The 24,260-nt window shown below is 71.7% G+C and carries 19 protein-coding genes and 1 pseudogene; 11 read left to right on the top strand and 9 right to left on the bottom strand.

The genetic code is table 11. The features are described from left to right. Nucleotides 1-56: 56 nt before the first annotated feature. On the bottom strand, nucleotides 57-887 hold the full coding sequence (locus tag H180DRAFT_RS20085) for an IclR family transcriptional regulator (protein ID WP_055487483.1): 831 nt from the start codon (nucleotides 885-887) through the stop codon (nucleotides 57-59). A 257-nt stretch (nucleotides 888-1,144) separates the two neighbouring features. Between H180DRAFT_RS20085 and H180DRAFT_RS20090 the strand changes: the two genes are divergently transcribed. From H180DRAFT_RS20090 to H180DRAFT_RS20110, 5 genes are all read left to right on the top strand, one after another. Continuing rightward, complete coding sequence (locus H180DRAFT_RS20090; protein WP_055487484.1) at nucleotides 1,145-2,701, top strand: mannitol dehydrogenase family protein; 1,557 nt, start codon at nucleotides 1,145-1,147, stop codon at nucleotides 2,699-2,701. Between the two features lie 247 nt (nucleotides 2,702-2,948). After that, nucleotides 2,949-4,115, top strand: a complete 1,167-nt coding sequence (locus H180DRAFT_RS20095; RefSeq protein ID WP_074466888.1) for an L-idonate 5-dehydrogenase — start codon at nucleotides 2,949-2,951, stop codon at nucleotides 4,113-4,115. Then, the gene (locus tag H180DRAFT_RS20100) at nucleotides 4,112-5,365 is read left to right on the top strand and encodes an alpha-hydroxy acid oxidase (protein WP_055487485.1); all 1,254 of its coding nucleotides are present in this window, start codon (nucleotides 4,112-4,114) and stop codon (nucleotides 5,363-5,365) included. The genes H180DRAFT_RS20095 and H180DRAFT_RS20100 overlap by 4 nt, the downstream gene beginning before the upstream one ends. Nucleotides 5,366-5,510: 145 nt before the next feature. Next, the gene (locus tag H180DRAFT_RS20105) at nucleotides 5,511-6,242 is read left to right on the top strand and encodes a creatininase family protein (RefSeq protein WP_055487486.1); all 732 of its coding nucleotides are present in this window, start codon (nucleotides 5,511-5,513) and stop codon (nucleotides 6,240-6,242) included. Further along, nucleotides 6,239-7,147: a RibD family protein gene (locus tag H180DRAFT_RS20110; RefSeq protein ID WP_055487487.1), complete on the top strand. Its 909-nt coding sequence runs from the start codon at nucleotides 6,239-6,241 to the stop codon at nucleotides 7,145-7,147. Before H180DRAFT_RS20105 ends, H180DRAFT_RS20110 begins: the two co-directional genes overlap by 4 nt. A 105-nt stretch (nucleotides 7,148-7,252) precedes the next feature. Here H180DRAFT_RS20110 and H180DRAFT_RS20115 read toward each other — a convergent pair. From H180DRAFT_RS20115 to H180DRAFT_RS20135, 5 genes and pseudogenes are all read right to left on the bottom strand, one after another. Beyond that, nucleotides 7,253-8,074, bottom strand: a pseudogene (locus H180DRAFT_RS20115) (lysylphosphatidylglycerol synthase transmembrane domain-containing protein); the annotation flags it as partial. Continuing rightward, on the bottom strand, nucleotides 8,071-8,934 hold the full coding sequence (locus H180DRAFT_RS20120; protein WP_055487488.1) for a class I SAM-dependent methyltransferase: 864 nt from the start codon (nucleotides 8,932-8,934) through the stop codon (nucleotides 8,071-8,073). The gene H180DRAFT_RS20120 and the pseudogene H180DRAFT_RS20115, both read right to left, overlap by 4 nt. Before the next feature lie 11 nt (nucleotides 8,935-8,945). Then, on the bottom strand, nucleotides 8,946-10,001 hold the full coding sequence (locus tag H180DRAFT_RS20125; protein ID WP_079100259.1) for a glycosyltransferase family 4 protein: 1,056 nt from the start codon (nucleotides 9,999-10,001) through the stop codon (nucleotides 8,946-8,948). A 41-nt stretch (nucleotides 10,002-10,042) separates the two neighbouring features. Continuing rightward, nucleotides 10,043-10,441, bottom strand: coding sequence for a 6-pyruvoyl trahydropterin synthase family protein (locus H180DRAFT_RS20130; protein ID WP_055487490.1), 399 nt, complete (start codon nucleotides 10,439-10,441; stop codon nucleotides 10,043-10,045). An 82-nt stretch (nucleotides 10,442-10,523) separates the two neighbouring features. Further along, nucleotides 10,524-11,540 (bottom strand): zinc-dependent alcohol dehydrogenase, encoded by a 1,017-nt coding sequence (locus H180DRAFT_RS20135; RefSeq protein WP_055487491.1) that lies wholly within the window; start codon nucleotides 11,538-11,540, stop codon nucleotides 10,524-10,526. Nucleotides 11,541-11,647: 107 nt separating this feature from the next. On the opposite strand from H180DRAFT_RS20135, the gene H180DRAFT_RS20140 reads away from it, so the two are divergent. Both H180DRAFT_RS20140 and ribA read left to right on the top strand, forming a co-directional pair. Continuing rightward, nucleotides 11,648-12,439 carry a CDP-alcohol phosphatidyltransferase family protein gene (locus H180DRAFT_RS20140; RefSeq protein ID WP_055487492.1) on the top strand — a complete coding sequence of 264 codons (792 nt, stop codon included), beginning with the start codon at nucleotides 11,648-11,650 and terminating at the stop codon, nucleotides 12,437-12,439. Between the two features lie 141 nt (nucleotides 12,440-12,580). Next, nucleotides 12,581-13,237 (top strand): GTP cyclohydrolase II, encoded by a 657-nt coding sequence (ribA, locus tag H180DRAFT_RS20145; protein ID WP_055487493.1) that lies wholly within the window; start codon nucleotides 12,581-12,583, stop codon nucleotides 13,235-13,237. Between the two features lie 773 nt (nucleotides 13,238-14,010). Here the strand turns inward: ribA and H180DRAFT_RS20150 are convergent. Then, nucleotides 14,011-14,697, bottom strand: coding sequence for a histone deacetylase (locus H180DRAFT_RS20150; RefSeq protein ID WP_254666094.1), 687 nt, complete (start codon nucleotides 14,695-14,697; stop codon nucleotides 14,011-14,013). 278 nt (nucleotides 14,698-14,975) lie between these two features. Here H180DRAFT_RS20150 and H180DRAFT_RS20155 point away from each other — a divergent pair, with 278 nt between their 5' ends. Then, on the top strand, nucleotides 14,976-15,830 hold the full coding sequence (locus H180DRAFT_RS20155) for an SAM-dependent methyltransferase (protein ID WP_055487494.1): 855 nt from the start codon (nucleotides 14,976-14,978) through the stop codon (nucleotides 15,828-15,830). A gap of 194 nt (nucleotides 15,831-16,024) precedes the next feature. On the opposite strand, the gene H180DRAFT_RS20160 is transcribed toward H180DRAFT_RS20155, so the two are convergent. Next, nucleotides 16,025-16,459, bottom strand: a complete 435-nt coding sequence (locus tag H180DRAFT_RS20160) for a subtilase-type protease inhibitor (RefSeq protein WP_055487495.1) — start codon at nucleotides 16,457-16,459, stop codon at nucleotides 16,025-16,027. Nucleotides 16,460-17,273: 814 nt separating this feature from the next. On the opposite strand from H180DRAFT_RS20160, the gene H180DRAFT_RS20165 reads away from it, so the two are divergent. Then, entirely contained in the window at nucleotides 17,274-18,284 is a 1,011-nt protein-coding gene (locus tag H180DRAFT_RS20165) for an RICIN domain-containing protein (RefSeq protein WP_055487496.1), read from the top strand. Between the two features lie 180 nt (nucleotides 18,285-18,464). Here H180DRAFT_RS20165 and H180DRAFT_RS20170 read toward each other — a convergent pair whose 3' ends face one another. Next, the gene (locus H180DRAFT_RS20170) at nucleotides 18,465-19,688 is read right to left on the bottom strand and encodes an MFS transporter (protein ID WP_055487497.1); all 1,224 of its coding nucleotides are present in this window, start codon (nucleotides 19,686-19,688) and stop codon (nucleotides 18,465-18,467) included. A gap of 214 nt (nucleotides 19,689-19,902) precedes the next feature. On the opposite strand from H180DRAFT_RS20170, the gene H180DRAFT_RS30540 reads away from it, so the two are divergent. Together H180DRAFT_RS30540 and H180DRAFT_RS20180 are read left to right on the top strand one after the other, a co-directional pair. Beyond that, nucleotides 19,903-22,554, top strand: a complete 2,652-nt coding sequence (locus H180DRAFT_RS30540) for a glycosyltransferase (protein WP_254666095.1) — start codon at nucleotides 19,903-19,905, stop codon at nucleotides 22,552-22,554. After that, nucleotides 22,554-24,017 (top strand): radical SAM protein, encoded by a 1,464-nt coding sequence (locus tag H180DRAFT_RS20180; RefSeq protein ID WP_055487498.1) that lies wholly within the window; start codon nucleotides 22,554-22,556, stop codon nucleotides 24,015-24,017. Before H180DRAFT_RS30540 ends, H180DRAFT_RS20180 begins: the two co-directional genes overlap by 1 nt. Nucleotides 24,018-24,260 lie beyond the last annotated feature (243 nt).

The following is a 24,260-nucleotide window of genomic DNA, read 5'->3' on the forward strand; positions in this document are numbered from 1 at the left end:
CGCTCCAGGGGGCCGCCGGACACATCGTTCCCCTGTCGGGACTCAGCTGTCGGGACTCAGCTGCCGAAGAGCGGCTCCAGCCGGTGCGCCGTCCGCGTCAGCGCTCCGCGCAGCGCCAGCACCTCCTCGCGTGCCACCACGAAGGTCACCGTCGAGATGCTGACGGCGCCGGCCACCTGCCGGCCCGTGGTGTGCAGGGGGACGGCGATGCACCGCACGTTGGCCTCGTTCTCCTCCTCGTCCAGTGCGAAGCCCCCCTCCCGCACGCGCGCGAGCTCCTCGTCCAGGGCGGCCCGCGTGGTGATCGTGGCGTCGGTGCGGCGTCCGAGGCCCGCGCGCCCGACCAGCGCGTCCAGCGCCCCGGCGTCCAGGCCGGACAGGATGCACTTCCCGATCGCCGTGGAGTGCAGCGGCTGGTACATGCCCACCCGTGAGGCCATTGCGAACGGCTGGTCCCCCTCGACCTTGTGCGTGTAGATGATGCGGTCGCCGCTGCGCACCCCCACATGGACGGTCTGGCGTACCTCTTTCTGGAGCTCGACGATCACTCGCTCGATGCTGTCGCGGCTTCCCGAACCGGTGATGGCGGCGCCCAGGGCGCGCACGGCGGGACCGATGCTGTAGTTGCCGCCCTCGTGGGCGACGGCCCACCCCTCTCCGGTGAGCACACGCAGCAACCTGTGCGCGGTCGGTTTCGACAGGCCCGCGGAGGCGGCGAGGGCGGCGAGCGGGACGGGGGCCTGGGCCGAGCAGAGCGCGTCGATCAGCCGGAGCAGCCGTCGCGGGGCGGCCCCGTCGCCCGAGGGGGCCTGCCCGCCGGAGGCAGGACGTGGGAAGTCCCCGCCGCTGACAGGGGAGTCGGACGAAGCCGGGCCGGCAGAAGGCATTGACACCACCAGGGACTCTCCATAGGTTGCGGCAGGATTCTAGATCACGGAATCCCATTCCGGGAGCCGGAATTTGCGATGCGGCAGAGGTCGAGGAGGGGCATGACCGCGCAGGAGGAGGTACGACACCTCCCGCACGTCGCCGCCGGACACGTCCGGGCCGGGCACGTCCGGGCCGGGCGCGTCCGGGCCGGACACGGGAGGGACGCCGGCGGCCGAACCGGCCGGTCACCGAAGTCCCCGGCGGGGGAGGGCTCTTGAGCGCACAGGGCGGTGCGCCCCGCATCCTGCACCTGGGCCTGGGCAACTTCCACCGTGCCCACCAGGCGCTGTGCACGGAGGACGCCGGGCTCTCCGGGCAACGCTGGGAGATCACCGGCGTCGCCGGCAGCAGCCGCAACGTCGTCGAGGCACTGCACCGTCAGCGGATGCGCTACAGCGTGGTCACGCTCGGCCCCGAGCAGACCTCCGTACGCCAAGTGGCAAGCGTCACCGACGCGTTCGTCGCCGCGGACGAACCGCACCGGGTGACGCGGGAGGTCGCCGATCCGCGCACCCGCGTCGTGTCGCTGACGGTCACCGAGAAGGGGTACGACATCAGTCCCCTCACCCGTCGTCTCGACCTGGACGCGCCTGGGATCCGCGGAGACCTCGACGGGGGAGCCGCGCCCCGCAGCACGATCGGGCGGCTCGCCGCCGGACTGCTGCGCCGCGCACGCGAGTCCGGCGCTCCGGTGACGCTGCTCAGCTGCGACAACGTCACAGCCAACGGCACCACCCTGGCGGGGCTGCTGCGCGACTTCGCCGCCGCCCTGCCGCTCCAGGACGGGGCCGAACTCCTCGGCTACCTCGACGAGTCGGTGACCTGCCCGGACACCATGGTGGACCGCATCGTACCCGCGACGACGGACGTCCACAGACGCCTGGCCGCCGAAGCGGGCCACCACGACGAGGTTCCGGTGCCCGCCGAGCCGTTCTGGATGTGGGTGATGCGCGACCGCTTCGCCGCCGGACGGCCCGCCTGGGACAGCGCCGGTGCGGTCATGACGGACCGTGTGCACGACTACGAGACGGTCAAGGTGCGGCTGCTGAACGGCAGCCACTCGCTCCTGGCCTACCTGGGACTGCTGACCGGCCGCTCCCTCATCGCCGACGCCGCCGTCGACCCGGCGATCGCCCGTGCGGTGCGCCTGCTCGGCGACGAGTACGAGCCCACGCTCACGCTTCCCGACGGCTTCGATGTGGCCGCCTACCGCGAGCAGTTGGGCGAGCGGTTCGCGAACCGCCGGCTGGCACACCGCACCACGCAGGTCGGCGCCGACGGGTCGCTGAAGCTCGCCCAGCGTGTGCCCGGCGCCGCCCTGTGGCACCTGGAACGTGGCCGGGTTCCGGCCGCGCTCGCCCTGACCGTCGCCGCATGGCTGCGCTGCACCGCGTACCCGGAGCAGCTGGACGCCGGGCGTACCGGAGTGCCGGTGGACCCGAACGGCGAGCGGATACGAGCACTGGCCGGGCGGACCGGCCTCGCCGGCGGCAGCGCACAGCGCGCCCGGAGCCTGGCGCGGGCGTCCCTGTGCGACCAGGCGGTACTGGGCCGGCACATCGCAGAACAGGGCGAGTTCGTGGACCGGGTCGCCGAACTGCTGGCCCTCGTGGAGACCGGGGGACCGGCCGCGGCCCTCGGCGCGGTGTGCGGCGGCGGCCCGCCTCCGGGGGCGCCCGCACCGCCGGCCCCGGCTGCGCATGCGACACCGGCGGGCGCGACGTCGCCGGGAGGGGACACCGGGCGAGGTCGGGGTACGCAGAGCCCGTAGACGGCAGAGGACGGTCGGCAGGCAGTACCGGCAGGCAGGCAGTACCGGCAGTCAGGCCGTACTTGCGAAGCAGCCGGTCCCGCCCGGCACCGGCACCGGCACCGGCAGCGGGCAGGCGGAGCCGGCGCACGGAGCAGGGGCCGCGGTCGGCGCGGGCCATGGACGGCAGGGGCGGTCGCGGACGGGGGAGCAGGACCCACGCGGAGGGGATGCGGCGAAGCCGCGCAGGACGGAGCGAAGGAGGGGTGTGGTGCGGACGGTGGTCGTGCACGGTGCGGGCGACCTGCGGGTCGAGGACCGTCCCGCTCCCGTTCCGCAGCCGGGCGAGGTGCTGGTGGCGATGACGCACGGCGGCATCTGCGGCTCGGACCTGCACTACTACCGCGAGGGCGCGGTGGGCGCCTTCGCGGTGCGTGAGCCGCTCGCCCTCGGCCACGAAGTCGTGGGACGCGTCGCCGAGGACCCGGCGGGGCGGCTCCGCCCCGGGACTCCCGTGGCCGTCCACCCCGGCACCTGTTGCGGGAGGTGCCAGGAGTGCCGCGAGGGTCATCCCCAAGTCTGCCGCGAGACACGGTACTTGGGGTCCGCGGCCGCATTCCCCCACACGCAGGGCGGCTTCGCCGGGCAACTGGCCGTCCCGTCCGGCCGGCTCTATGTCCTGCCGGCGCAACTGCCCCTCTCCAGAGCCGTACTGGCGGAACCCCTCGCTGTGGCGTTGCACGCCCTTCGCCGGGCGGGCGATCTCGCCGGTGCCCGCGTCCTCGTCAACGGCGCCGGCCCGATCGGGGCGCTGACGGCGGGAGCCGCCGCGGACCGGGGCGCCGAGGAGGTGTGGGCGTGCGACATCCGCGAACCGCAGCTGCGCATCGCCGAGCGTGCCGGGGCCTCCACCACAGTCCTGGCGGGCCGGGACACGCTCCCCGCCGAGCACTTCGACGTCGTCGTCGAGGCGTCGGGTGCCCCCTCCGCGCCCGCTGCCGTGATGGGCGCGATCCGCAGACGGGGCGTGATGGTCCAGCTGGGTTCCGCGCCCGCGGGGTCGGTCAGGATCCCCTTCGGTCCCGTCGTCGCGAAGGAGATCGAAGTGCGCGGCACCTTCCGCTTCGAGCACGAACTCGGCACCGCCCTGGCCATGCTCGCCGCCTCCGGCCGTGCGGAGGCGGTCATCACCCGCACCTTCCCGCTGCGTGACGCGGTCGAGGCCATGGAGACCGCCGCCGATCCGGCCGTGCCGGGCAAGGTGGTCCTGCTGCTCGACGACGAGGACACCACGGCGGGCTCCGCCCGCGGCGGCATCGAGGACGCGTGCAGTTCACAGACAGCCGCGGCATCCGCCGCGGGCGGCAACAGCACCACCGGCAACAGCACCACCGGCAACAGCACCACCGGCACCACACGGAGAGCAGCCACATGACCCGACTCGAACGGCGACTCCCGCGCCCCAAGGACCTGGCGCCCCTGCTGAAGCTGAAGACCCGGCACCGCGGTGCCGTGGAGCGCAGGCTCGCCGGCGCCCACACCATCTGGGACCTGCGGCGCATCGCGAAGCGCCGCACCCCGGCGGGCCCGTTCGACTACACCGACGGCGCCGCCGACGGCGAAGTCGGGGTGCGCCGGGCCCGGGAGGCCTTCGAGGACCTGGAGTTCAGGCCGGGAGTGCTGCGCAACGTCGAGAGCGCGGACACCTCCACGACGGTGCTCGGCGGACGCTCCCGGCTGCCCTTCGGCCTGGCGCCCACCGGCTTCACGCGCATGATGCACTCCGCGGGCGAGAGGGCCGTCGTCGCGGCGGCCGGGCGGGCGGGGATCCCGTACGCGCTGTCGACGGTGGGCACCACCTCGATCGAGCAGGTCGCCGAGACGGCGCCGTCGGCCCGCAAGTGGTTCCAGCTCTACCTGTGGCGGGACCGCGACCTCTCGCGCGAACTCGTGGCGAACGCCAGGGCAGCGGGCTACGAGGCGCTCATCGTCACCGTCGACGTGCCCGTCAACGGCAACCGTGTCCGCGACCTGCGCAACGGCATGACGATCCCGCCCCAGCTGACGCTCCGGACGTTCCTCGACGCCTCGTACCGGTGGGAGTGGTGGCTGAACTTCCTGACCACCGAGCCCTACACCTTCGCCTTCGACAAGGACGGCCACGGCGCCCTGACCGAGCTGGTCGGCAAGCTCTACGACCCGACCGTCACCTTCGACGACCTGGACTGGATACGGGAGGTGTGGGACGGCCCGATCCTCGTGAAGGGCATCCAGACCGTGCGTGACGCCGAGACCGTCATGGCGCACGGCGCGGACGGCGTGATCGTCTCCAACCACGGCGGCCGCCAGCTCGACCGGGCGCCCGTCCCGCTGCACCTGCTGCCCGGCATCGCCGAGGCGGTGGGGGAGCGGGGCACCGTCATGCTGGACACGGGGATCATGAACGGCGGCGACATCGTGGCGGCGCTGGCCCTGGGAGCGGACTTCGCGCTCGTCGGCCGCGCCTATCTCTACGGCCTCATGGCCGGAGGCGAAGCGGGAGTGGCCCATGCCATCGGCATCCTGTCCGCCGAGATCGAGCGCACCATGAAGCTGCTCGGTGTCACAAGCGTCTCCGAACTCGGTCCGCAGCACGTGCGGTTGATGACCAGGCGCGTCCCGGTCGTACCCGACCGGACGGGCTGAGCGGCAGCCACCGCAGCGGCCCGCCACCCGGACTGGTGGCTGTGCGGATTCTGTGGAAGCGTGATCGCGGCGCACGACCAGCCGTCGCGCGCCGCTCCCGGGCGGCGCCGCGCCCGGCGCACCGCACCGGAGGAAACGACCACCCATGGACACCCCCGCCCACGCCGTCCGCGTGCTCCCGACGGAGACCACCGGCGACGCGGCCGACCGCAAGGCCACGGTGGCTGTTCTGCCCGTCGGCAGCCATGAACAGCACGGGCCGTATCTGCCCCTGTCGACGGACACGCTCATCGCCTGCTCCGTGGCCGAACGCGTCGCCGCCGCATACCCGGTGCAGCCGCTTCCGCCGCTGACGGTCTCCTGCTCGCAGGAGCACTCGAGCTGGCCGGGCACCGTCAGCATCACGGCCGGCACCCTCGGCGCCGTCGTACGCGACATCGCGCATTCGCTGCGGCGCTCGGGCGTGCCCGGCCTGGTGCTGGTGAACGGCCACGGCGGCAACTACGTGCTGCGCAACATCGTTCAGGAGGCCACCGCCGAGGGGCACCGCATGGCGCTCTTCCCCGTCGCCGCGGACTGGGAGGAGGCCTCCGCCGAGGCCGGCATCGAGACCCCCGCGCGCAGCGACATGCACGCCGGTGAACTGGAGACGTCGATCCTGCTGCACACCCGGCCCGACTGCGTGCGCGAGGGATACGAGAAGGCGGACCTGATCAGCGACGACCGCAGGCACCTGCACACACTCGGGCTCGGCCCCTACACCGCCTCCGGCGTGGTCGGCAGGCCCTCCCTCGCCACGGAACGCAAGGGCGACGCGGTGCTCACGGCACTCACCGCCGCCTTCGCCGGTCATCTGCGCGTCCTGGAGTCGCGGTGACGGCGGCGGACCGGCCCGCGCGGGCCCGGTCCCAGGCGCACATGTCCCGCGACGGCGGCGACGGCGGTGCCGTGCTGGGAGCCGAAGAGGCATGGAAGAAGCTGCTGGCCGTACGCACGGCCCGGGAGGCCGAGCGGGCGGGGCTCCTGCGGAGCGACGACGGAGCATGGCGCTGGCGCCTGCCCGCCTCGTGCGAGGCCGGCACCCTCGCATCGCTCTACACGCCGCTCTGCCTGGGCGGTTCGGCCTTCGCCTTCGCCCAGCTCGGCCAGAGCGTCGACGGCTTCATCGCCACACGCACCGGCCACTCGAACTACGTCACCGGGGAGGAGGACCGTCTCCATCTGCACCGGCTGCGGGCCCTGTGCGACGCGGTCCTCGTCGGGGCGGGGACCACGATCGCCGACGACCCGCAGCTGACGGTGCGTGCCTGCGCCGGCGCCAACCCCGTGCGCGTGGTCCTCGACCCGCGCGGCAGAGCGGGCCAGGAGAGCCCGGGGGCGCGGGTCTTCACCGACGGACAGGCGCGGACGCTGCGGCTCGTCGGCGCGGGCGCCGGCTCCGCCGCGGCCGGGCGGGGGGACGAGGAGGTCCTCGAACTCCCTTGCGGCGAGGCGGGGTTCGAGCCGCGGCTAGTACTGGAGACCCTTGCCCGCCGCGGCCTTGGCCGGATACTTGTCGAGGGTGGCGGCGCGACGGTGTCCGGGTTCCTCCGGGCGGAAGTGCTGCACCGGCTGTACGTCACGGTCGCGCCGGTTCTCCTCGGAGACGGCGTACCCGGGCTCCGCTTCCCAGGGCCCGTACGGATGGGGGAGGCCCTGCGGCCCCGGACCCGTGCCTTCCCCCTCGGCGCGGACATGCTCTTCGAACTCGACCTCCTGGACCTCCTCGACGGCACGGCGTGAACGCCGGGCCGCGACGAGGCGGCAGGCCAGCACGCCGGCCCCCGGCAGGCTGGACAGCAGCGCCAGCGCCCCGTACACCACCGCCGAGGCCAGGCCCTGGGCCGCGCCCAGGCCTGCCGCGCCGAACGCCAGCGCACACATGCCTTCGCGGGGGCCCCACCCGCCGACGTTGACGGGCAGTGCCATCACCAGCAGTGCCATCAGCAGCGGCGTCACCAGAGCGGTGAGCGGCGCGGAGGACCCGGCCACCCGCGCCGAGGCGAGGAAGAGCCCCAGGTGCCCGGCCAGGGCGAGGACGGACAGGGCCAGCACGCCCGGCCAGCTCGCGCGGGCGAACAGCGCCGTCCTCGCGTCGGCGAGGAAGACCCCGAGGTCGCGCCGCCACTTCGCGGCGCGCCCGCCCCGTCCCGCGAGGAACGCCCCGCCGACGGCCGCCACCACGCCCACCGCGAGAGCGGCCGTGGCGAGCGGCAGTTCGAGGGCGTCCAGCACCGGAAGGGGCGGGGTCGCCGCCACCAGCACCACGACCCCCGCCGCCACGATGACGGCCTGTCCCGCTGTGCGCTCCAGTATCACCGCGCGCACGCCCCGCCCGACGTCGCCGGCCTCGCGGCCGTTGCGGACGGCGCGGTGCACATCGCCCAGTACGCCCGAGGGCAGCGTCGCGTTGAGGAACAGCGCCTGGTAGTAGTCGGCCACGGCAGTGCGCAGCGGCAGGCTGATCCCGAGGCGGCCCGCCACGAGGCGCCACCGCCACGCGCTGAAGACGGTCGCGGGGACGCTGAGGACGAAGGTGATCAGGACGGCCTGTGCGTCGATGCGGTCAAGGGCCTCCAGCAGCGCGGAGGTTCCCAGGCGGTGGACGACCACACCGAGGATGATCAGTGCTACGGGGGCGCGCAGACGGCGCCAGAGAGTGCCCTTCATGTCGCGGCGGTCCCGGCCGGGTTCGCGGGCAGCGCCAGCAGATCACTGTGGTGGACCACGGCCCGCAGCGCACCCGCCTCGCACGCGTCGAGTCTGCGCCGCATGTACTCCTCGCTGGAGGCCTCCAGCGACGGTTCCTGCGCGCACGCCGCCGCGACCCAGCCCAGCAGCCACTGCGCGGTCAGCCCGCTGTCGTCGGGGCCGAGCCGCCACGGGCTGGAGTGCGTGAGCACGGTGGCGCCGTTGCGCTCGAAGGCGGCCGTCGCCGCTTCGACGGCGTCCGGTCCGAGCAGCCGGCGCCCGCCGTCGGTGCGGCGCTGATGGGCGTCGAAGGCCGCGGCGAACTCCTTGTCCAGGGGATCGGACGGCTCGATCTCCACGTGCCCTTCCACGGACAGGGCCAGCAGCACCGCGCAGCCGGCCGATGCGCAGCTCGCCGCCAGCGACTCCAGTTCGTCGGCGGTCAGCAGGTCCAGCAGGGCCGAAGCCGTCACCAGCGAGGTGCCGGCCAGGTCGTCGCCGGTGAGCCGTGTGATGTCCCGCTGCTGCGGCACCACTTCGAGCGGGCTGCCGTCCGCGGCCTCCCGAGGCATCCGCGCGGCGATGTTCTCCAGCAGGGCCGGGTCGCGGTCGTGCATGAACCAGCGCTGCGGCCCGTTCAGCCGGGAGGCGAGCCAGCGGCCCATCGAACCCGTGCCGCACCCCAGGTCGTGGACTGTCAGCAGACCGCCCGGCGCGGTGGTCTGCGCGAGGAAGTCGCGCAGGGGACCGAGGAGTTGCTCGGAGCGGGCGCGGGTGTCCGCGCCCTCGCGCAGCGCGAGCCACTCGGGGGCGTAGCGGGGCGAGCCGACAGTGTTCAAGCGCCACTCCGTTATTCGAGCCGAAGGCGCTCCAGCACCCTGGCCAGCTGACGAGAGCTTTCGGCCCAACCTTGCAGCTTGGCGCGTCGCCCGCGGGCGGATGTTGTCAGATGCGAACGAATTCCTGGATCTTCCAGCCATCCACGGAGTGCAGCGGTTAGAGCTGCGGAATCGCGCGGGGGGACCAGAATGCCGGGAACGCTCCCGTCGGGTGCGGTGCCGACGGTGAGGGGAACAGCACCCGCCTCGGTGGCGAGCACCGGGATGCCACGGGCCAGCGCCTCGGTGAGCACCATGCCGTAGGTCTCCGTGTGGGACGCGAGCACGAAGAGGTCCGCGGAGTCGTAGGCGGCGGCGAGTTCACCGCCCTGCCGCGGACCTGTCAGCTGCACCCGCCCCGTCAGCCGGTTGGCGGCGATGCGGCGGCGAACCTCCGCGACGAACCCGGGGGCGCGGTCCAGCGGGCCGGTCAGCTCGCAGGTCCAGGGAAGGCCGCGGACGCCCCCGAGCGCGTCGACCAGCAGATCCTGGCCCTTGCGCGGCGTGAGTGCCGCGACGCACAGCAGCCGCGGGGCGCCGTCCGTGCCGCGCGCGAGCGGTGCCGGGTCGGTGCCGGGCAGTACGGAGTGGACGCGTGCCGCCTCCAGCCCGTGCCGGGCGGCGACCTCGCGCGCCGCCCAGTCGCTGGTCACGACGACGGCGGCCGCGGCGTGCAGGGTCCGCCGCTCCAGGTGCTCGAGTTCCGCCGCCTCCGAGGGGCCGAGGCCCGTCTCGTCCGCGAGTGGCAGGTGCACCAGCACCGCAAGGCGCAGCCTGCCCGCATGCGGCACGACCACGTCGGGGACGCCGCAGGCGACCAGCCCGTCGATCAGTGCGACCGCCCCGTCGGGCAACTCCGCCAGCAGAGCGCCGAGTTCGTCACGCGCCGCCCTGCCGGGCCGCGGCCACGTCCCCCCGACGACCCGCTGGTGCACGGGCGTTCCCGCCGCCACCAGCTCCCGGCAGATGCGCAGGTCGTAGTTGTTGCCGCCGCTGACGGACCGCGGATCGCCGACGTCCCCGGGCATCACCACATGGACGGGCCGTGCGGACGGGCCGCCCTCGGCGCTCAAAGCGAACGCTCGTAGCTCGCCCACGCGACATGCGACTCGTGCAGCGTCACGACGAGCCCCTCCAGGCCGCGGGCGCCCTCACCCAGCGCCCCCGCCTCGATCCTCCCGGCGATCCGGTCGGCGACGACCCTGGCCAGCATCTCCGTCGAGGTGTTGACGCCGGCGAAGTCGGGTTCCTCGTCGAGGTTGCGGTAGTTGAGGTCCGCGAGGACGGAGCCGAGTTCCTGCGTGGCCGCGCCGATGTCCACGACGATGCCGTCGGAGTCGAGTTCGGAGCGCCGGAACGTGGCGTCGACGACGAACGTGGCACCGTGCAGGCGCTGTGCCGGGCCGAAGACGTCACCACGGAAGCTGTGGGCGATCATCATGTGGTCACGAACGGTGATGCTGTACATCGGCTCACTTTCCTGTACGTGCCTGTGCGTCCCCGTACGTGCGTGTACGGGCGGTTCCTGGTGTCCGGTCCGCGGATTGAGTTCAGCCGGCCCGCGTCCGGCCGGAGTCGGTGCCGTCGTAGGTGATGAGGTGGCACAGGGTCGGCAGCCGCCCGTCCGCGATGCGCGGCATCACCTCGGGCAGTTCGGCGAACCGGGATTCGCCGGTGACAAGCGCCTCCAGCGCGGGATCGGCGAGGAGATCCAGCGCGAGTGCCATCCGGTCGGCGAACGTGCGGCGGGCGCGGCGCGCCGGCGGCAGCGCGCCCACCTGGCTGCTGCGCAGCGCGAGCCGGCGCGAGTGGAAGGCCTCTCCCAGCGGGATGCTGATGCGGCGGTCGCCGTACCAGCTGAGTTCGATGATCTCCCCGTCCGGTGCGAGCAGTTCGAGGGACCGGGTCAGCCCCTCCTGGGTTGCGCTGGCGTGCACGACGATGTCGCACTCCCCGGTGGCTTCCGCGGGCAGGGCGAAGGGGACGCCGAGCGCTTCGGCGACGGCTTCCCGTCCGGGATCGGCGTCGATCAGCTCCACGCGTGCGGCGGGGAACCGGGAGATGACGGAGGCCACGCAGGAGCCCACCATTCCCGCACCGACGACGGCGATCCGGTCGCCCAGCGAAGGAGCGGCGTCCCACACGGCGTTCACCGCCGTCTCCACGGTTCCGGCGAGCACCGCACGTCTCGCGGGCACCGGCTCCGGTACGGGCGTCACGGCGTCCGCCGGTACCACGTACCGCGTCTGGTGGGGGTAGAGGCAGAAGACCGTGCGGCCCGCCAACCCGGGGTCCGCGTCCGCTCCGCACTCTTCGACGACGCCGACGTTGAGGTACCCGTACTTCACCGGCCCGGGGAACTCGCCCTCCTGGAAGGGCGCCCGCATCACCCCGTACTGGCTCTCCGGCACCCGGCCGTCGAAGACGAGGGTCTCCGTTCCGCGGCTGACGCCCGAATAGAGCGTGCGGACGAGGACTTCGGCGGGCCCGGGCGGGTCCAGGGTCACGGTACGGATCTCACCCGAACCAGGGGAGCGCAGCCAGTACGCGTGGGCGGTGCGCTCCATCTGTGTGTCCTCCGGGTATGGCGACAACTGCTAAGCCTTCACATCTCAGAGGCCACTCGTACCATAATCAGCCCCCTTCGACTCCGCCATATGCTCCTGGAGGCGTGATGGGCAACCAGCACAGGCAGGACGACCGGGCCACTGACCAGCTGAAATTGCAGATTTCGATCGGAATGGCCGGGCAGTTGGTGCTCCTGGGAGTGCTGTGGGGCGTGAGCGGACTCGGCCCGGTGGGCTGGGTCGTCGGAACGGCGTGCGGCGCGACCGTCTGCTTCATCCTGCTGCGTTCGGGAAAGGATTCGCTGGGGCCGGCGGACCTGGTGACGCTGAGCAGGGCGGCCCTGGCCGGAGGGACTGCCGCGCTCGTGGCGGACCAGGGACGCGAGGCCTCCATGGTGGTCGTCGCGGTTATCGCCAGTGCGGCGCTCGTACTCGACGCGGTGGACGGGCAGGTGGCCCGGCGCACGGGGACGGCCTCCCCGCTCGGAGCGCGCTTCGACATGGAGGTCGACGCGTTCCTGATACTCGTACTCAGCGTCTACGTCGGCCTGTTCGTGGGCATGTGGGTGCTGGCCATCGGTGCCATCCGGTACGCCTTCCTCGCCGCACAGCGGGTACTGCCGTGGCTGCGCGGTCCGTTGCCGCCGAGCCGGGCCCGCAAAACGGTCGCAGCACTCCAGGGCATCGCACTGGTTGTGGCCGGATCCGGACTGGTGCCCGGACCGGTTGCGGTATTCGTGGCAGGCGGCGCGCTGTCGGCTCTGGTGTGGTCCTTCGGGCGGGACATCGCCTGGCTGTGGCATGTGCGCACGCTGCCCGTCATCGCCGAAGGCGCCCTCGAACTCGCCGTGGCACCGCGGGGCGGAGGCTCTCCCGCGACTGGCGGGAACGGAGGCTGATCCGGCGCGATGGAAGGCGAAATGCCCGGTAAGGCACACACTCCCCTCGGCTCTCTGCAATCAATTCCACCTGCACGCAACCCGGTTGTGGATTCTTCTAAAAAAACCGATGGGCAGGTGAACGGCGGGTATGCTCGGCGCATGGCGTACCAGGAACTCTCCGTGAACGGCTCCCCGCGGCAAACCGCCGCTGTCGAGAGGGTGGTGGAGGCCCGGCTGCCGACGGTCCATGGAGAATTCCGAGCCATCGGATACATGGACCGCCGTACCAACCAGGAGCAAGTCGCGCTCGTGCACGGCGACATTGCGCCGCACGGCGCACTCACCCGCGTGCATTCGGAGTGCCTGACCGGCGAGGTGTTCGGGTCGAACCACTGCGAGTGCGGAGACCAGCTGGGCACGGCGATGCGGATGATGGTCGCGGACGGTTCCGGCATCCTCGTCTACATCCAGGGCCACGAGGGCCGGGGAATCGGTCTGCTGGCGAAGCTGAAAGCCATGCACCTTCAGCAGGCCGAGGGGCTCGACACGGTCGAAGCCAATCTCGCCCTCGGTCTTCCGGTCGATGACCGCGATTACACAATCGCCGTCGAAATCCTCAACGATCTGGGCGTGGAGTCCGTACGTCTCCTGTCGAACAATCCCAGAAAGCGGGACGCCCTCGAGGCAAACGGCATAACAATCGCCGAGCGCATACCCCTGCTTATTCCGCCGAACAAGGAAAACCACCGCTATCTGCTGGCCAAGCGGAAGCGCCTCGACCACAGCCTGCCCCACCTCGACGGTCTGCTCGGCTGATTCCGTCACACACCTCACCGCATGTGCCCGGCTGCCGCCTCATGTCTCAATTGCCATGGGGCGGCAGTGAATTGCTGGCCGCGTCGCACCCTTCGCATCACCCGACAGCCGGCCTCTTCCCGACCGTGGAGCGTGCCTCGGGGGAGCGCGTCCCGGGTGCGCAGCCGTCCGCTCCGGGGCTGCACGGCGCAAGCCCGCAACGGGGGGCCGTGGCCTGGTGCCGTCAACTCCGCAGCAGGTGACGGGGCATGGCCCGGCCGTCGGAGCGCGTGGCTTCATGGGATCCCGTTCCGGGCGGCCTTGCGGTGACTGCGGGGCCCGTGCGCGGACCGCTCGCCGTCACCGCGATGACAACGCCCCGCGACGTCGGTGCGTGCAGGCGTTCCGCCCCGCACCGGTGACCCGCGAACCGAGCAATGGCATTGCGAATCGCAGGACCCGCTGAAACTTTGACTGCCGCAAAACCATGAACGCGTTCTCCCCGGGACGGAAAAGAAATGCCCGGCGAGGCTGCGCGGACAACGGGCACGCTGCGACAAGAACCGGCCAGTCGGCAGCAGCGGCGGCGAGGCGCAGCCGCCCATCGGTCACCGGAACGTATGCGCCATGATCCGGGCCCCTCAACTTCCGGCCGGTTTGCGGCAGTTCCCGGCAGTTTTCGTGGCGATTGCGGTCCCGCCCGGCGGAGCACCCGTCCGCCGCAGGTCCACGCTCGTCCGGGAAGCATCGCCATCGCCCGTCGACGACCGCGGCCGGTCTCCCGAGGCAGGCGGTCAGCTCCGTACGACGTCGTCCGGCGCCGAGTCCAGGAGCCGGGCGACAGCCTCCCGGCTCCAGTGCCCCTCCGCCCCCCGGCGCGTGGCGAGGTATCCGGCGATGCGGTCGGACGACCAGCCGTGCGACTCGGCCAGTCCGGACGCCAGATGCCGGAGATAGGCACCGGCCGGCGGATTCCCCTCGACGCTCTCGCGTCGCCAGGGGGCGGTGAACGTCAGAACGGGACGGTCGTCGATGACGCCCGCACACACCAGCGTCTCGTACCGCCCCGGGCCCATCTCGTCCCTGCCGCAGGAGAGGACCTCCCGCAGATCCAGGTCCGTGCCGGGCTCGCGGCGCATCTCCTGCGCCGCGATGTCGGAGAACTGCCCGGCCGTGACGAGCCAGGCACGGGCGGCGGTGCGTCCCTCGCCGGCGGGGTCGTAGAACGCCGAACCCCCCGTCCACACCGGCGACTCGAGCGCGAAGTACAGCTCGCCCGGAAGCATGACGGGCAACGCGCGCTCCGGGGGCCGCGGGTCACGGCAGCCGGGCTGCGCCCGGAGTCCACCCTCGGGTCTGCCGCCGCGCAGGTAGCAACCGAGCCGGGTGAGGTGCATGTTGGAGCCGAAGGCCGCATACCAGACGTGCCTCGGAGCGGTGAACTCGCGCCGTGGCGGGGGCAGCCGGCGAGGGGTGGTCACTGGGATCTCTCTCCGTGCCGGGTCAGCCGGAACGAACGGGGGAAGGCCGACGGGTGCCTACCCGGCCGGGCGGCACGGCGAACAGTGTCGCTGATCACGCCGGCGGGGCAGCGGGCGCCCGGCGGTTGTGGCCGGCACGGCCGCCACCGCGTGCGCACACCCTGGGCACCCGCTCGGGGCGACTCTTCCCCCTCTCCGTGAGGCGCCCACGCGGGGGCCCGACGTGACTAGTATCACGGGGAGTTGGACGCACCACAGAGCGTGACCGAGGAGCCGCGATGGAAGAGACGCCCCCGTGGATGCACACGGAGCCGCAGCCTCCGGTGGATCTGCAGGTGGACCGGCCGCACGGCGCGCGTGTCTACGACTATCTCCTCGGAGGCAAGACCAACTACGCGGCGGACCGTGAGCAGGCGGAGAAGATCCTCGAGAGCATCCCCTCGGCGGTGGCGAGCGCCAAGGAGAACCGGGCGTTCATACACCGGGCGGCGCGTCACCTCGTCCGGGAGGAGGGCATCCGCCAGTTCCTGGACATCGGCACCGGAATCCCCACCTCGCCCAACCTGCACGAGGTCGCCCAGTCCCTCGACCCTTCGGCGCGCGTCGTCTACGCGGACAACGACCCGATCGTGCTGACCCACTGCCGTGCCCTGCACAGCAGTTCGCCGGAAGGCGCCACCGCCTGTCTCCAGGCCGACGCGACCGAACCGGAGCGCATCCTCGCGTCACCGGAACTGCACGGCACCCTCGATCTGCAGCAGCCCGTCGCGATCACGCTGGGCCTGCTGCTGCACTGGCTGCCCGACGGCTACGACGCGTACGGCATGGTGCGCACGCTGCTCGATGCGGTGCCCGAGGGAAGCGCGCTGGTGATCACGCACGTCACCAAGGACTTCGACGAGCGGGCCGGAAGGATAGAGGAGGACTTCAAGGGCACCGGGTCCTCGGTCCGCACCCGCACGAAGGAAGAGGCCGAGCGCTTCTTCGACGGCCTGGAGTTCGTCGACCCCGGCCTGAGCGCCCCGCAGCACTGGCGTCCCGGCCCGGTCCGGATCGAAGCCGGCGACCGGGGCGTGCTGAACGGGACCACCATCCCCATCTGGGCCGGCGTCGCCCTCAAGCCCGCTGCCTGAACCCGGCCCGGCCCGGCCCCGCGGACCGGGCACGGACCGCACTCCGGCCGGGGCCCGTGGCCGGGCCCCGGCAGGCCTGGCGGTGCGAGGGTGACCGCAAGGGTGAACTCCCTTTCACCGCACCGCAGCTGAGGTCCGATCAGACGGCGGCGGCCGCCATCGGATCCGCCCGGCCCGATCCCCGGTTTCGCGGATCAGAAGTCGAAGAGGCTCCCGCCCGCCTTCTGCGTGCACGAGTTGGCGAAGGTGTGCTGCCAGGCCACCCGCTGTCCCTTCCACACGCCGTCCGCGGTGACGACGACCGGGTCCCAGATCCTCGTGCACATCCCGGGAGTACCCGACGCCACGAGCTCCTGGAACCGGCCGCCCACGGCGTTCACGTCGGCGCAGGCCCGGGCGGCCACGGGGTGGCTGCCGCCGGGCTTCGGAGCGCAGTTCAGCACCACGGCACGCTGGACGGCGGCGTTCGCCGCGTCCGGGCCCTTGCCGATGGTCAGGACGAGCGCCGACGGTGCGTAGACGCTGTCCGCGCCGACGGAGTCCGCGTGCGCGACACCGCCTCCGAGGCCTGCGAGGCAACCAGCCGCGACCGCCGCCGCCGTCCCCAGAACCTTGACGCTGAACCGCATATCGAACACTCCTCGTGTTGAGATCCCGTATATCGGACGGACAGGACTCTGACGCAAGCCGGGCGAGAATGCACATCGGTCGATCACTTTCAGTCGACCGATGAGCTGCGGAGTGTGACCGGAGCGGCATAGGTCCAGGTCGACGCGAATATCCGGGACTCCCGCCTGTGTCCGTCATGTAGGGCAAATCGGTTGTCGTTCAACCGGAAACTTGTTCCTGAGCTGCGGAGATGTCGCCCCGGGTGCTTGCCGGTCGTCCCATCTCGGCCGGAAAGCACCGCTGCCGGGCGGTCTTTAGTGACGCGGCCGGGCCGGAGGGGACGCTTCCGCCGGTGCCGGTGCCGGTGCCGGCGCGGGGTGCGGGTGCGGGAGTGGGCCGCGACTCGCGGGCGGCCGCGGCCACCCGCAACACAAGGCTGCTCGCGCGGACATGGAAGGACATGCCGTACAAAGCCTCGATGCGAAAAGCGAGTTCACCGTCCGGGAATTCGCGGGAATTCGCCGGACCGTCCCCTCGCGTTCGGGACGGTTTCTTCCGTGAAGAGCTTTCACGCGCCCGCCGATTCCCTGTTGACTGGATGCGGGCGGGCAACCCGCGCCCTGCGGCCGCACATCCCCGGGGACGTCACGAACTGAGTCCCGGCCTTCCGTGCGCCGGCGGTGTACGGAATATCCGTGTGCGCGGAGCGAACGTGATGCTCCGGTGTCCCGGCCGCCGCGACCGTCGCGTCCCGAAATGTGCGGGCGGGCTGCCGGATTCGGAAAGAGCACGGCCACTCCTTCCTTTCAGCCCGGACCCGACCGAGAGGACGCGATGACCGGTTCCCGTGACGAACGGCAGCAGGACGACTTCGGCCCCGAGGAGACCGCCCGCCCTGCGTCCGGCTCGAAGGGCATGTCTGCCGCATTGCAGGATCAGGAAGACCAGCAGCGTGCGGAGAACGGGGAGGAGCGGACCTCGACGACGGCGGCGGAGAACGACGAGGACGAAGTCAGCCGTGTCGTCACCACGGTCAACCCCACGATCGTGCCCGCGGGTTCGCGCAGCCCGGCACCTGCGACCCGGCCGGGCGGCCGGGTACGGGCGGCCGTGCTCGCCGCCGTCGCCGCCCTGGCCCTCGTCGGGCTGTCGACCGGCGGGTATCTCCTCTACGGCGGCGACGACCGCGGCGAGATATCCGGCTCGGGCCCCGGAGCCGCCCCCGAGTGGCAGGGCGGGCAGGAGAACGACGCGCCCGGCTACGCCCCGTCCCCGGAGGAGTCGACGCCGGGCAGCGACAAGGACGGCAAGCCGGGCAGGAGCAAGTCCCCGGGCGGCGGTTCGCACGACGGCTCCCCCGGTGACGGGGACAAGGACCGGCCGCCCCGGGAAGGTGACGGCAAGCCCCCGCCCGGCGGGGACGGACCGCCCGGCGGTTCCGGAGGCGGCAACGGCTCCGGCGGGACGGTGCAGATCCGGAACCACAACTCGGACCAGTGCATCAACGTCCCCGACGGCCAGGCCCGCGACGGCATGTTCCTGGAGATCCGCACCTGCTCGGGCGCTCCCTCGATGCGGTGGAGGTTCGCGGACGACGGCTCGGTGCGGGCCCTGGGTCTGTGCATGGACGTCGCCAACGGGTCGTCCGAGAACGGAACCGTGATCCAACTCGCCCACTGCAGTGGGAATCCGGCGCAGCAGTTCCGTCTCAGCGAGGGCAGCGATCTGGTCAACCCGCAGGCGGACAAGTGCGTGGCGGTGCGGGACGGAGACGTCCGCAGCGGCCAGCACCTCCAGCTGTGGGACTGCTCGGGCGACGACAGCCAGAAGTGGAGCCCGATCTGAGAGCGTGCGGCACGGAGTCCGGAACCGGCTGACGCTCGTGGCAAGGCCCCGGGTCGTCCATGTGCGCGCCCCGGGTCCACGGCGACGGCGGCCGCGCCGGAGCCGGCGGGTGACGGGCTGCGCCCGCAACGCGGAGAGCCCTGCTCGCGCGGCCGCGCCGGAGCCGGCGGGCGACGGGGGTCAAGCCGGCCCGTCGCCGCCCCGGGTCGCCTTCTGCAGTTGCGGTGCCGTTCGCTCCGGACCTCCGGAACGCGGGCCTCCCCGCTCCCGCGCCGCGAGGGCCGCCGGCGTGATCAGTGCGGCCAGCAGGCCCACGAGTCCCATCGAGACGGTGAGATCCGTCAGTGAGGCGATGCCGCCGACCAGCGGGGGCCCGCCGAGCAGTCCCGCATAGGCGATCGTCGTGACGAAGCCCAGCTCACGCTCGCCGCCGCTGCCGTCCTCGCGGCGGCCCGCCTCACCTGCGAGCGCCATCGCCGTGGGGAAGCAGAACGCCAGGCCCGCGCCTGCGAGCGCGAACCCGGCGTAGGCCACGGCACCGGCGGGGACCACCGCCCCGGCCGTCAGTCCGAAGGCCGCGACGAGTCCGCTGCCCGCGAGCACGCGGTGCGGTCCGAACCGCTTCTCCACGCGTTCCCCGACGAGCCTGGTCGCGGCCATCGTCACGGAGAACACCGAGAAGGCCGTCGCCGCGACGGATTCCGTGACGGCACGCTCGCGCACCAGGAAGAGCGCGGACCACTCGGCGCACACGCCTTCGGCCACAGCTGCGCACAGCGCCACGGCGGCGAGCAGCCACAGCCGCCCGCGGACGACGACGCCGCGGAAGCTGCCCCCGGTCCGCTGATGCGGCTCCGGCCGTTCGCCTGGCAGCGCGCGCCCGGTGACGAGCAGCACCGGCAGACCCACGGCGGCCACCACGCAGAAGTGCCAGACGGGCGGCACCGTCAGCGCGGCGGCGAGCGCGGCGCTCAGGGACCCGAGGAGTCCGCCCGCGCTGAACCCCGCGTGGAAGAACGGCATCAGCGCCCGGTCCGTCTCCCGGACGACGGCGACGGCGGCGACGTTCATCGCCACGTCGACGGTGCCCATCAGGCCGCCGAGGGCGGCCAGCGCCAGGCCGAGCGTGAGCGGCGATCCGGTCATGCCCACCAGCGGCAGCACCAGACAGGCAGACGTCAGCGCCGCCGCGATGACGAACCGTGCGCCCCGGGCGGCGCAGGCGCGCGCCGCGAGCGGCGCGGTGACGATCATGGCGATGCCGGGGCCGAGGAGCGCGAGGCCGAGGCCGCCGGGCTGCGCGTCCACCTGAGCGGCGAGGGCCGGGACGCGGGCTGCCCAGGCGCCGTAGAGGCCGCCGTTGACGACGAACACCACAGCCACAGCGGCGCGGTGGGAGACCACGCGATTCCTCCTCCGTCGGTGACGAGTCTTCAGGCGGCGGGCGGTCAGGTTATTGGCATCCGCGTTCCAACGCCTGGAAAACGATCGAATCCTGGTCTTCTCCCGCTCCCGCGAAGGGTAGTTGCCCGTCGGGGCGCGCATTCCGCCGTGAGTTCCCAGGCAGTTGCGGCGTACCCGGGCAGAGCGGCACACAACGGCAGGAGTACGCGAGTCCATGACCGTGTTGTGGGGAATATCGTTCGACGCCACTCCGATCTCCGGCGTGGTGGTGGAATTCGTCAAGACCGCGCGGCACTTCCGGGAACAGGGCTACCGGGTGCATCTCGATCTCGGTTACGACATCAAAGCGGACAAGAACGCGTTCTTCCGGCCCTACAGAGACGAAGCGGCGCAGCTTCCGCACTGGATACGCCTCGACCGGATCGAAGGTCTCCGGGAAATCCCCGGTTACGACCAGCAGTTCGTCTCCGACGTTCTGCGCGAGCGCGTCCAGGAAAACGCCGGCGAACATCTGCTGCCGCGGGTGGACGCCGCTGCCGAAGCGATCAGCGAGAGGATCGTGGAGACCTGGGAGGGCCTCGGCGTCTCCGCCGTGCTGGTGGAGAACGGGACGCTGCCCGAGAACATCACGTACACCATGGCGCTCCGCTCGGCCATCGAACGCTACGGGCTGCGCCACAGGCTGGGCCGTTTCGTCCTGTGGCGTGACCACGACCTGATGTGGCAGAGCGAACCAGGCATCGCCAAGTACGGCACGTTTCCCTACCCCGGCACCGTCGCGCCCGTGAACTCGCCGTACATCCGCTACATCGCGCTGCACGAGGAGGCGCTCAGGAGAACGCTCGAATGGGTGCCGGGCCTGGAGAACATCGACGTCCTGCCCAACACCTTCACACACGTCCCGGCCGTGCCCGGCCACACGCAGGCAGCCCGGGACGGCCGACGGGCCGACTTCCGCCGCGACTTCGGGATTCCCGCGGACGCGCCGCTGATCGCCCGCTTCACCAGGATCATCCCGCAGAAGCGGATCGACCGGGACGTGCACCTGGTGGCCCGGCTCGCGGACCGCGCCGACGTCCACCTCTTCATCGCGGGCGACACGGGTGAGTCCCCGGAAGAGCACGCGCGGCTCGTGCGCCTCGCCGACTCGCTCGGCGTCGGCGACCGCGTCGTCTTCGGCGGACCGCTCGCGCCCCACGAGGCCGACATCGCTGCGGCACGCGCCGACGGCTACTCGGTGCGCGACCTGCTCGCGCACGCCGATCTGGCCTCGTTCCTGACCTCCTACGACTACGAGAGCTACGGGAACCCGATCGGTGAGGCGATCGCGTCGCGCGTCCCGTTTCTGACCACCCGCTACCAGCTCTACGACACGGTGTACGGCGACAAGGGGTTCCGCGCGCCCGTCATGGAGCTGACCGACGGCGACCTGCCCACGCCGGCCTTCGTGGACAGCGTGGCCGAGCTGATCCTGGACGAAAGGAAGCGCGAGGAGATGGCGGACTTCAACCACACGCTCGGCAAGCAGCACTTCGGCGCTGACCGTGCCGGCGAAGTCGTCGGTGAGCTCACACTGCCCCCCATGGGGGAGCGGACCAGGATGAGCGTCGTACTCCCCGTCTACAACGAGGCGGAGAACCTGCCGGCGGTGCTCGACTCCCTGTGGGGGCAGCGCGGTCCGCACGGCCCGCTGGACAAGTCCCTGTACGAGGTCGTGCTGGTGGACAACAACTCCACCGACGAGACGGTGCGCATCGCACGCCGCTTCGCCGCCGAGCATCCCGAACTGGCCCTGCACGTCATTCCCGAGCCCGAACAGGGCGTCGCCTGCGCACGCAGGACCGGCATGGACTTCGCGTCGCGGCGCAGCGCCCGGCGCGAGGCGACCGACGGGGAGCAGCGCTTCTACCTCGTCTCCGCCGACGCCGACTGCCGTGTCGACGCGCGGTGGCTGTGGGAGCTGCTGACGGCGATGGACTCGGGCAAGGCCGCCATCGGCGTGTGCGACTACTACTACGAGCCCGAGCACTTCGCCGGGAGGCCCCGGCTGTGGGACGCCATCCAGCGCACGCTGCGCTGCCGCGCCGTGACGTTCGCCCTCTTCGGCGGGTTCCCCGACGGCAAGGGCTTCGCCGTCGACCGCGACGCGTACGAGAAGGTCGGAGGCGTCGAGATCTTCTACCAGCTCCAGAACGGAAAGTTCGTCAACCACCTCTCGGACGACTGGGACTTCGGGATTCTCGTGCGCGGCTCGGGGGAGGACATCACCTACGTCCCGGCCTCACGGGTGGAGATCAACCCCCGCCGGGTCAACCACGCAATCGACGAGGTGATCACCGGACGCGCCTACGGTTCGGACGGGATCATCGTGATGCGCGACATCCGTGTGCAGGAACCCGCGGAGGGGGCCAAAGGCGGAGCTCCCGCCGCCGACCTGACGGAGGAACAGGCCCAGCAGGCATGGGAGTTCTCCATCAAGGACTTCACGCCGAAGAACACCGTCCTGCCCGTGCTGCTCACTCCGTCCCTCCTCGACGACCGCGCCGTCATCGACTTCTTCGGCCCGTCGCTCGCCGAACGGCTCGGGAGGCGCATCGCCGAGATCAAGGACGAGATGCGGGTCGTCGACTTCACGCCCATCCACTCGTACAAGACGCCGTCCTACCGGCTGTACTTCGAGTTCGCCGACGAGATTTTCGCCCGGCTGCGCGCCACCGTCGGCGAGGACATCGGCCACCCGCCGCCGCTTCCGGAATGCTTCCGGGACGTACCGCCGGAACGGTTCACGGAGTTCGTGAAGTACTTCTGCGAGGACCGCGAATCCGGCGAGGCGCACAACTACTTCGGGAACGGAGGTGTCTTCTGATGCAGATCGGACACAGGCAGACCTACGAGGACTCCGTCGCCTCGCTGCGGCAGACCGACCCGGGACACCCCGTGCCGTCGGTGGTGGAGACGCTCGCCGCCCCCGAGAACAGGCATCTGCTGGAGTACGTGACCGAGGACCCCTTCGGCGCGCACGTCTTCCCCGGCAACCTCCCGGACCACACGCCGGCGGACTTCCTCGCCGACCTCGACGAGCAGCTCGCCGGCACGGCGCCGATCCACCTGTGGTCCTACATCCCCACCTGCGCCTACCGGTGCCGCTTCTGCCAGTACCCCGTGGTGCTCGTCAAGGGAGCGCCGGAGGTCGCCGACAGCAAGGCCCGGCAGTGGGTCGACTGGAACATCCGTGAGGCGCGGCTGTGGCTGCGTGAGGTGCCGAACCTGGCGTCGGCACCGATCGGGGAGTTCAACGTCTTCGGCGGCACCCCCTCCCTGCTGCCGCCGGACGCCATCCGCGCCCTGCTCGACTTCTACAAGGAGAACTTCAACTTCACGCCGGAGACGGCGATCCGCTTCGAGGGCGATCCCAGCACCTTCACACCCGAGAAGCTGGAACTGCTCGCCGGGCTCGGCTGCACGAAACTGAGCAGCGGCGTGCAGTCCTTCGACGACCCGGTGCTGGAGCAGTGCGGCCGGGAGCACACCGCGCAGATGTGCGTGGACTTCATACGCAACGCCCAGCGCACCGGCTTCGACTGGACCAGCATCGACCTGATGTACGGGCTGCTCGACCAGACCGTCGACAGCGTGCGCCGGGACCTCGACATCGTCGTCGAGAACGAACTGACCGCGGTCGTCTGCACGAAGCTCCATCTGAAGTCCTACAGCGACACCAGGACCGGAGTGGCCGGGGTGCAGCCCGCCGCCTGGCAACTGCCCGACTACCGCGCCAGGTTGGTCGACAACGGCCACCGGTGGCCGACTCTCGGCGAGCAGTACCAGATGCGCGAGCTGCTCACCGAGGGCCTCGAGAGCGGCGGCTACCGCGAGCAGCCCACCATGTACTTCGCGCAGAACGGCAAGGGCCCGGAGAAGTGGAAGGCCATCATGGTCGACCAGGACAAGCAGGAGGCCGAGGTCGCCATCGGCCTGGGCGGCAGCTCCAGCTGCCGCACCTCGGAAGCGATCACCGACGTGAACTGGAAGCGCTACTCCGAGGCGGTCGAGGCGGGCCGGGTCCCGCTGGGGTCGGTGACCCGCTTCAGCGAGGAGGCGCAGGAGGCCAGGGCGGTCAAGATGGCCCTCTCCACGCTGAGCCCCCTCAGTGACCGGCTGCACAGGCAGCGCTTTCCAGGGGCCTCCCTGTTCGAGGAGCCCTGGCACGGCCGGTTCCGTTCCCTGGAGGAGCGCGGCCTGGCCGTGATGGACCGCGAGGCCGAGGAGGTACGGCTGACGACTGACGGAAAGGTCCTGGTGGAGGCGGTCATCAACTCCGAGTTCTGACGGCGGCCGCGGCACACCGGATTCCCTGACGCGGTACCGACGCGGTACCGGTGGCCGTATGAGGGCGCCCGCTCCGGGCCTCACGCCTTCCCGGAGCCATGTGCACATGCGCGGTCCGGCAACGTCCAGCCCCGTGCACGCAGCGGTGATTCCGGTGACGTACAGCCGTATTCGCCGGTCACGTGGCTGCCCGGGAGGTCCCGGGAGGCAGGCGCCGCGGCCTCTCAGCGGGAAGCGGGTGAG

The sequence above is a fragment of the Streptomyces sp. WMMB 322 genome (assembly GCF_900090145.1).
Taxonomy (GTDB): Bacteria; Actinomycetota; Actinomycetes; order Streptomycetales; family Streptomycetaceae; genus Streptomyces.

What these genes read in the sequence shown, in the direction of transcription:
- H180DRAFT_RS20085 (WP_055487483.1), bottom strand. Translation starts at nt 887, where the DNA reads ATGCCTTCTGCCGGCCCGGCTTCGTCCGACTCCCCTGTCAGCGGCGGG.
- H180DRAFT_RS20100 (WP_055487485.1), top strand. Translation starts at nt 4,112, where the DNA reads ATGACCCGACTCGAACGGCGACTCCCGCGCCCCAAGGACCTGGCGCCC.
- H180DRAFT_RS20105 (WP_055487486.1), top strand. Translation starts at nt 5,511, where the DNA reads ATGGACACCCCCGCCCACGCCGTCCGCGTGCTCCCGACGGAGACCACC.
- H180DRAFT_RS20125 (WP_079100259.1), bottom strand. Translation starts at nt 10,001, where the DNA reads ATGCCCGGGGACGTCGGCGATCCGCGGTCCGTCAGCGGCGGCAACAAC.
- H180DRAFT_RS20130 (WP_055487490.1), bottom strand. Translation starts at nt 10,441, where the DNA reads ATGTACAGCATCACCGTTCGTGACCACATGATGATCGCCCACAGCTTC.
- H180DRAFT_RS20135 (WP_055487491.1), bottom strand. Translation starts at nt 11,540, where the DNA reads ATGGAGCGCACCGCCCACGCGTACTGGCTGCGCTCCCCTGGTTCGGGT.
- H180DRAFT_RS20140 (WP_055487492.1), top strand. Translation starts at nt 11,648, where the DNA reads ATGGGCAACCAGCACAGGCAGGACGACCGGGCCACTGACCAGCTGAAA.
- ribA (WP_055487493.1), top strand. Translation starts at nt 12,581, where the DNA reads ATGGCGTACCAGGAACTCTCCGTGAACGGCTCCCCGCGGCAAACCGCC.
- H180DRAFT_RS20155 (WP_055487494.1), top strand. Translation starts at nt 14,976, where the DNA reads ATGGAAGAGACGCCCCCGTGGATGCACACGGAGCCGCAGCCTCCGGTG.
- H180DRAFT_RS20160 (WP_055487495.1), bottom strand. Translation starts at nt 16,459, where the DNA reads ATGCGGTTCAGCGTCAAGGTTCTGGGGACGGCGGCGGCGGTCGCGGCT.
- H180DRAFT_RS20165 (WP_055487496.1), top strand. Translation starts at nt 17,274, where the DNA reads ATGACCGGTTCCCGTGACGAACGGCAGCAGGACGACTTCGGCCCCGAG.
- H180DRAFT_RS30540 (WP_254666095.1), top strand. Translation starts at nt 19,903, where the DNA reads ATGACCGTGTTGTGGGGAATATCGTTCGACGCCACTCCGATCTCCGGC.
- H180DRAFT_RS20180 (WP_055487498.1), top strand. Translation starts at nt 22,554, where the DNA reads ATGCAGATCGGACACAGGCAGACCTACGAGGACTCCGTCGCCTCGCTG.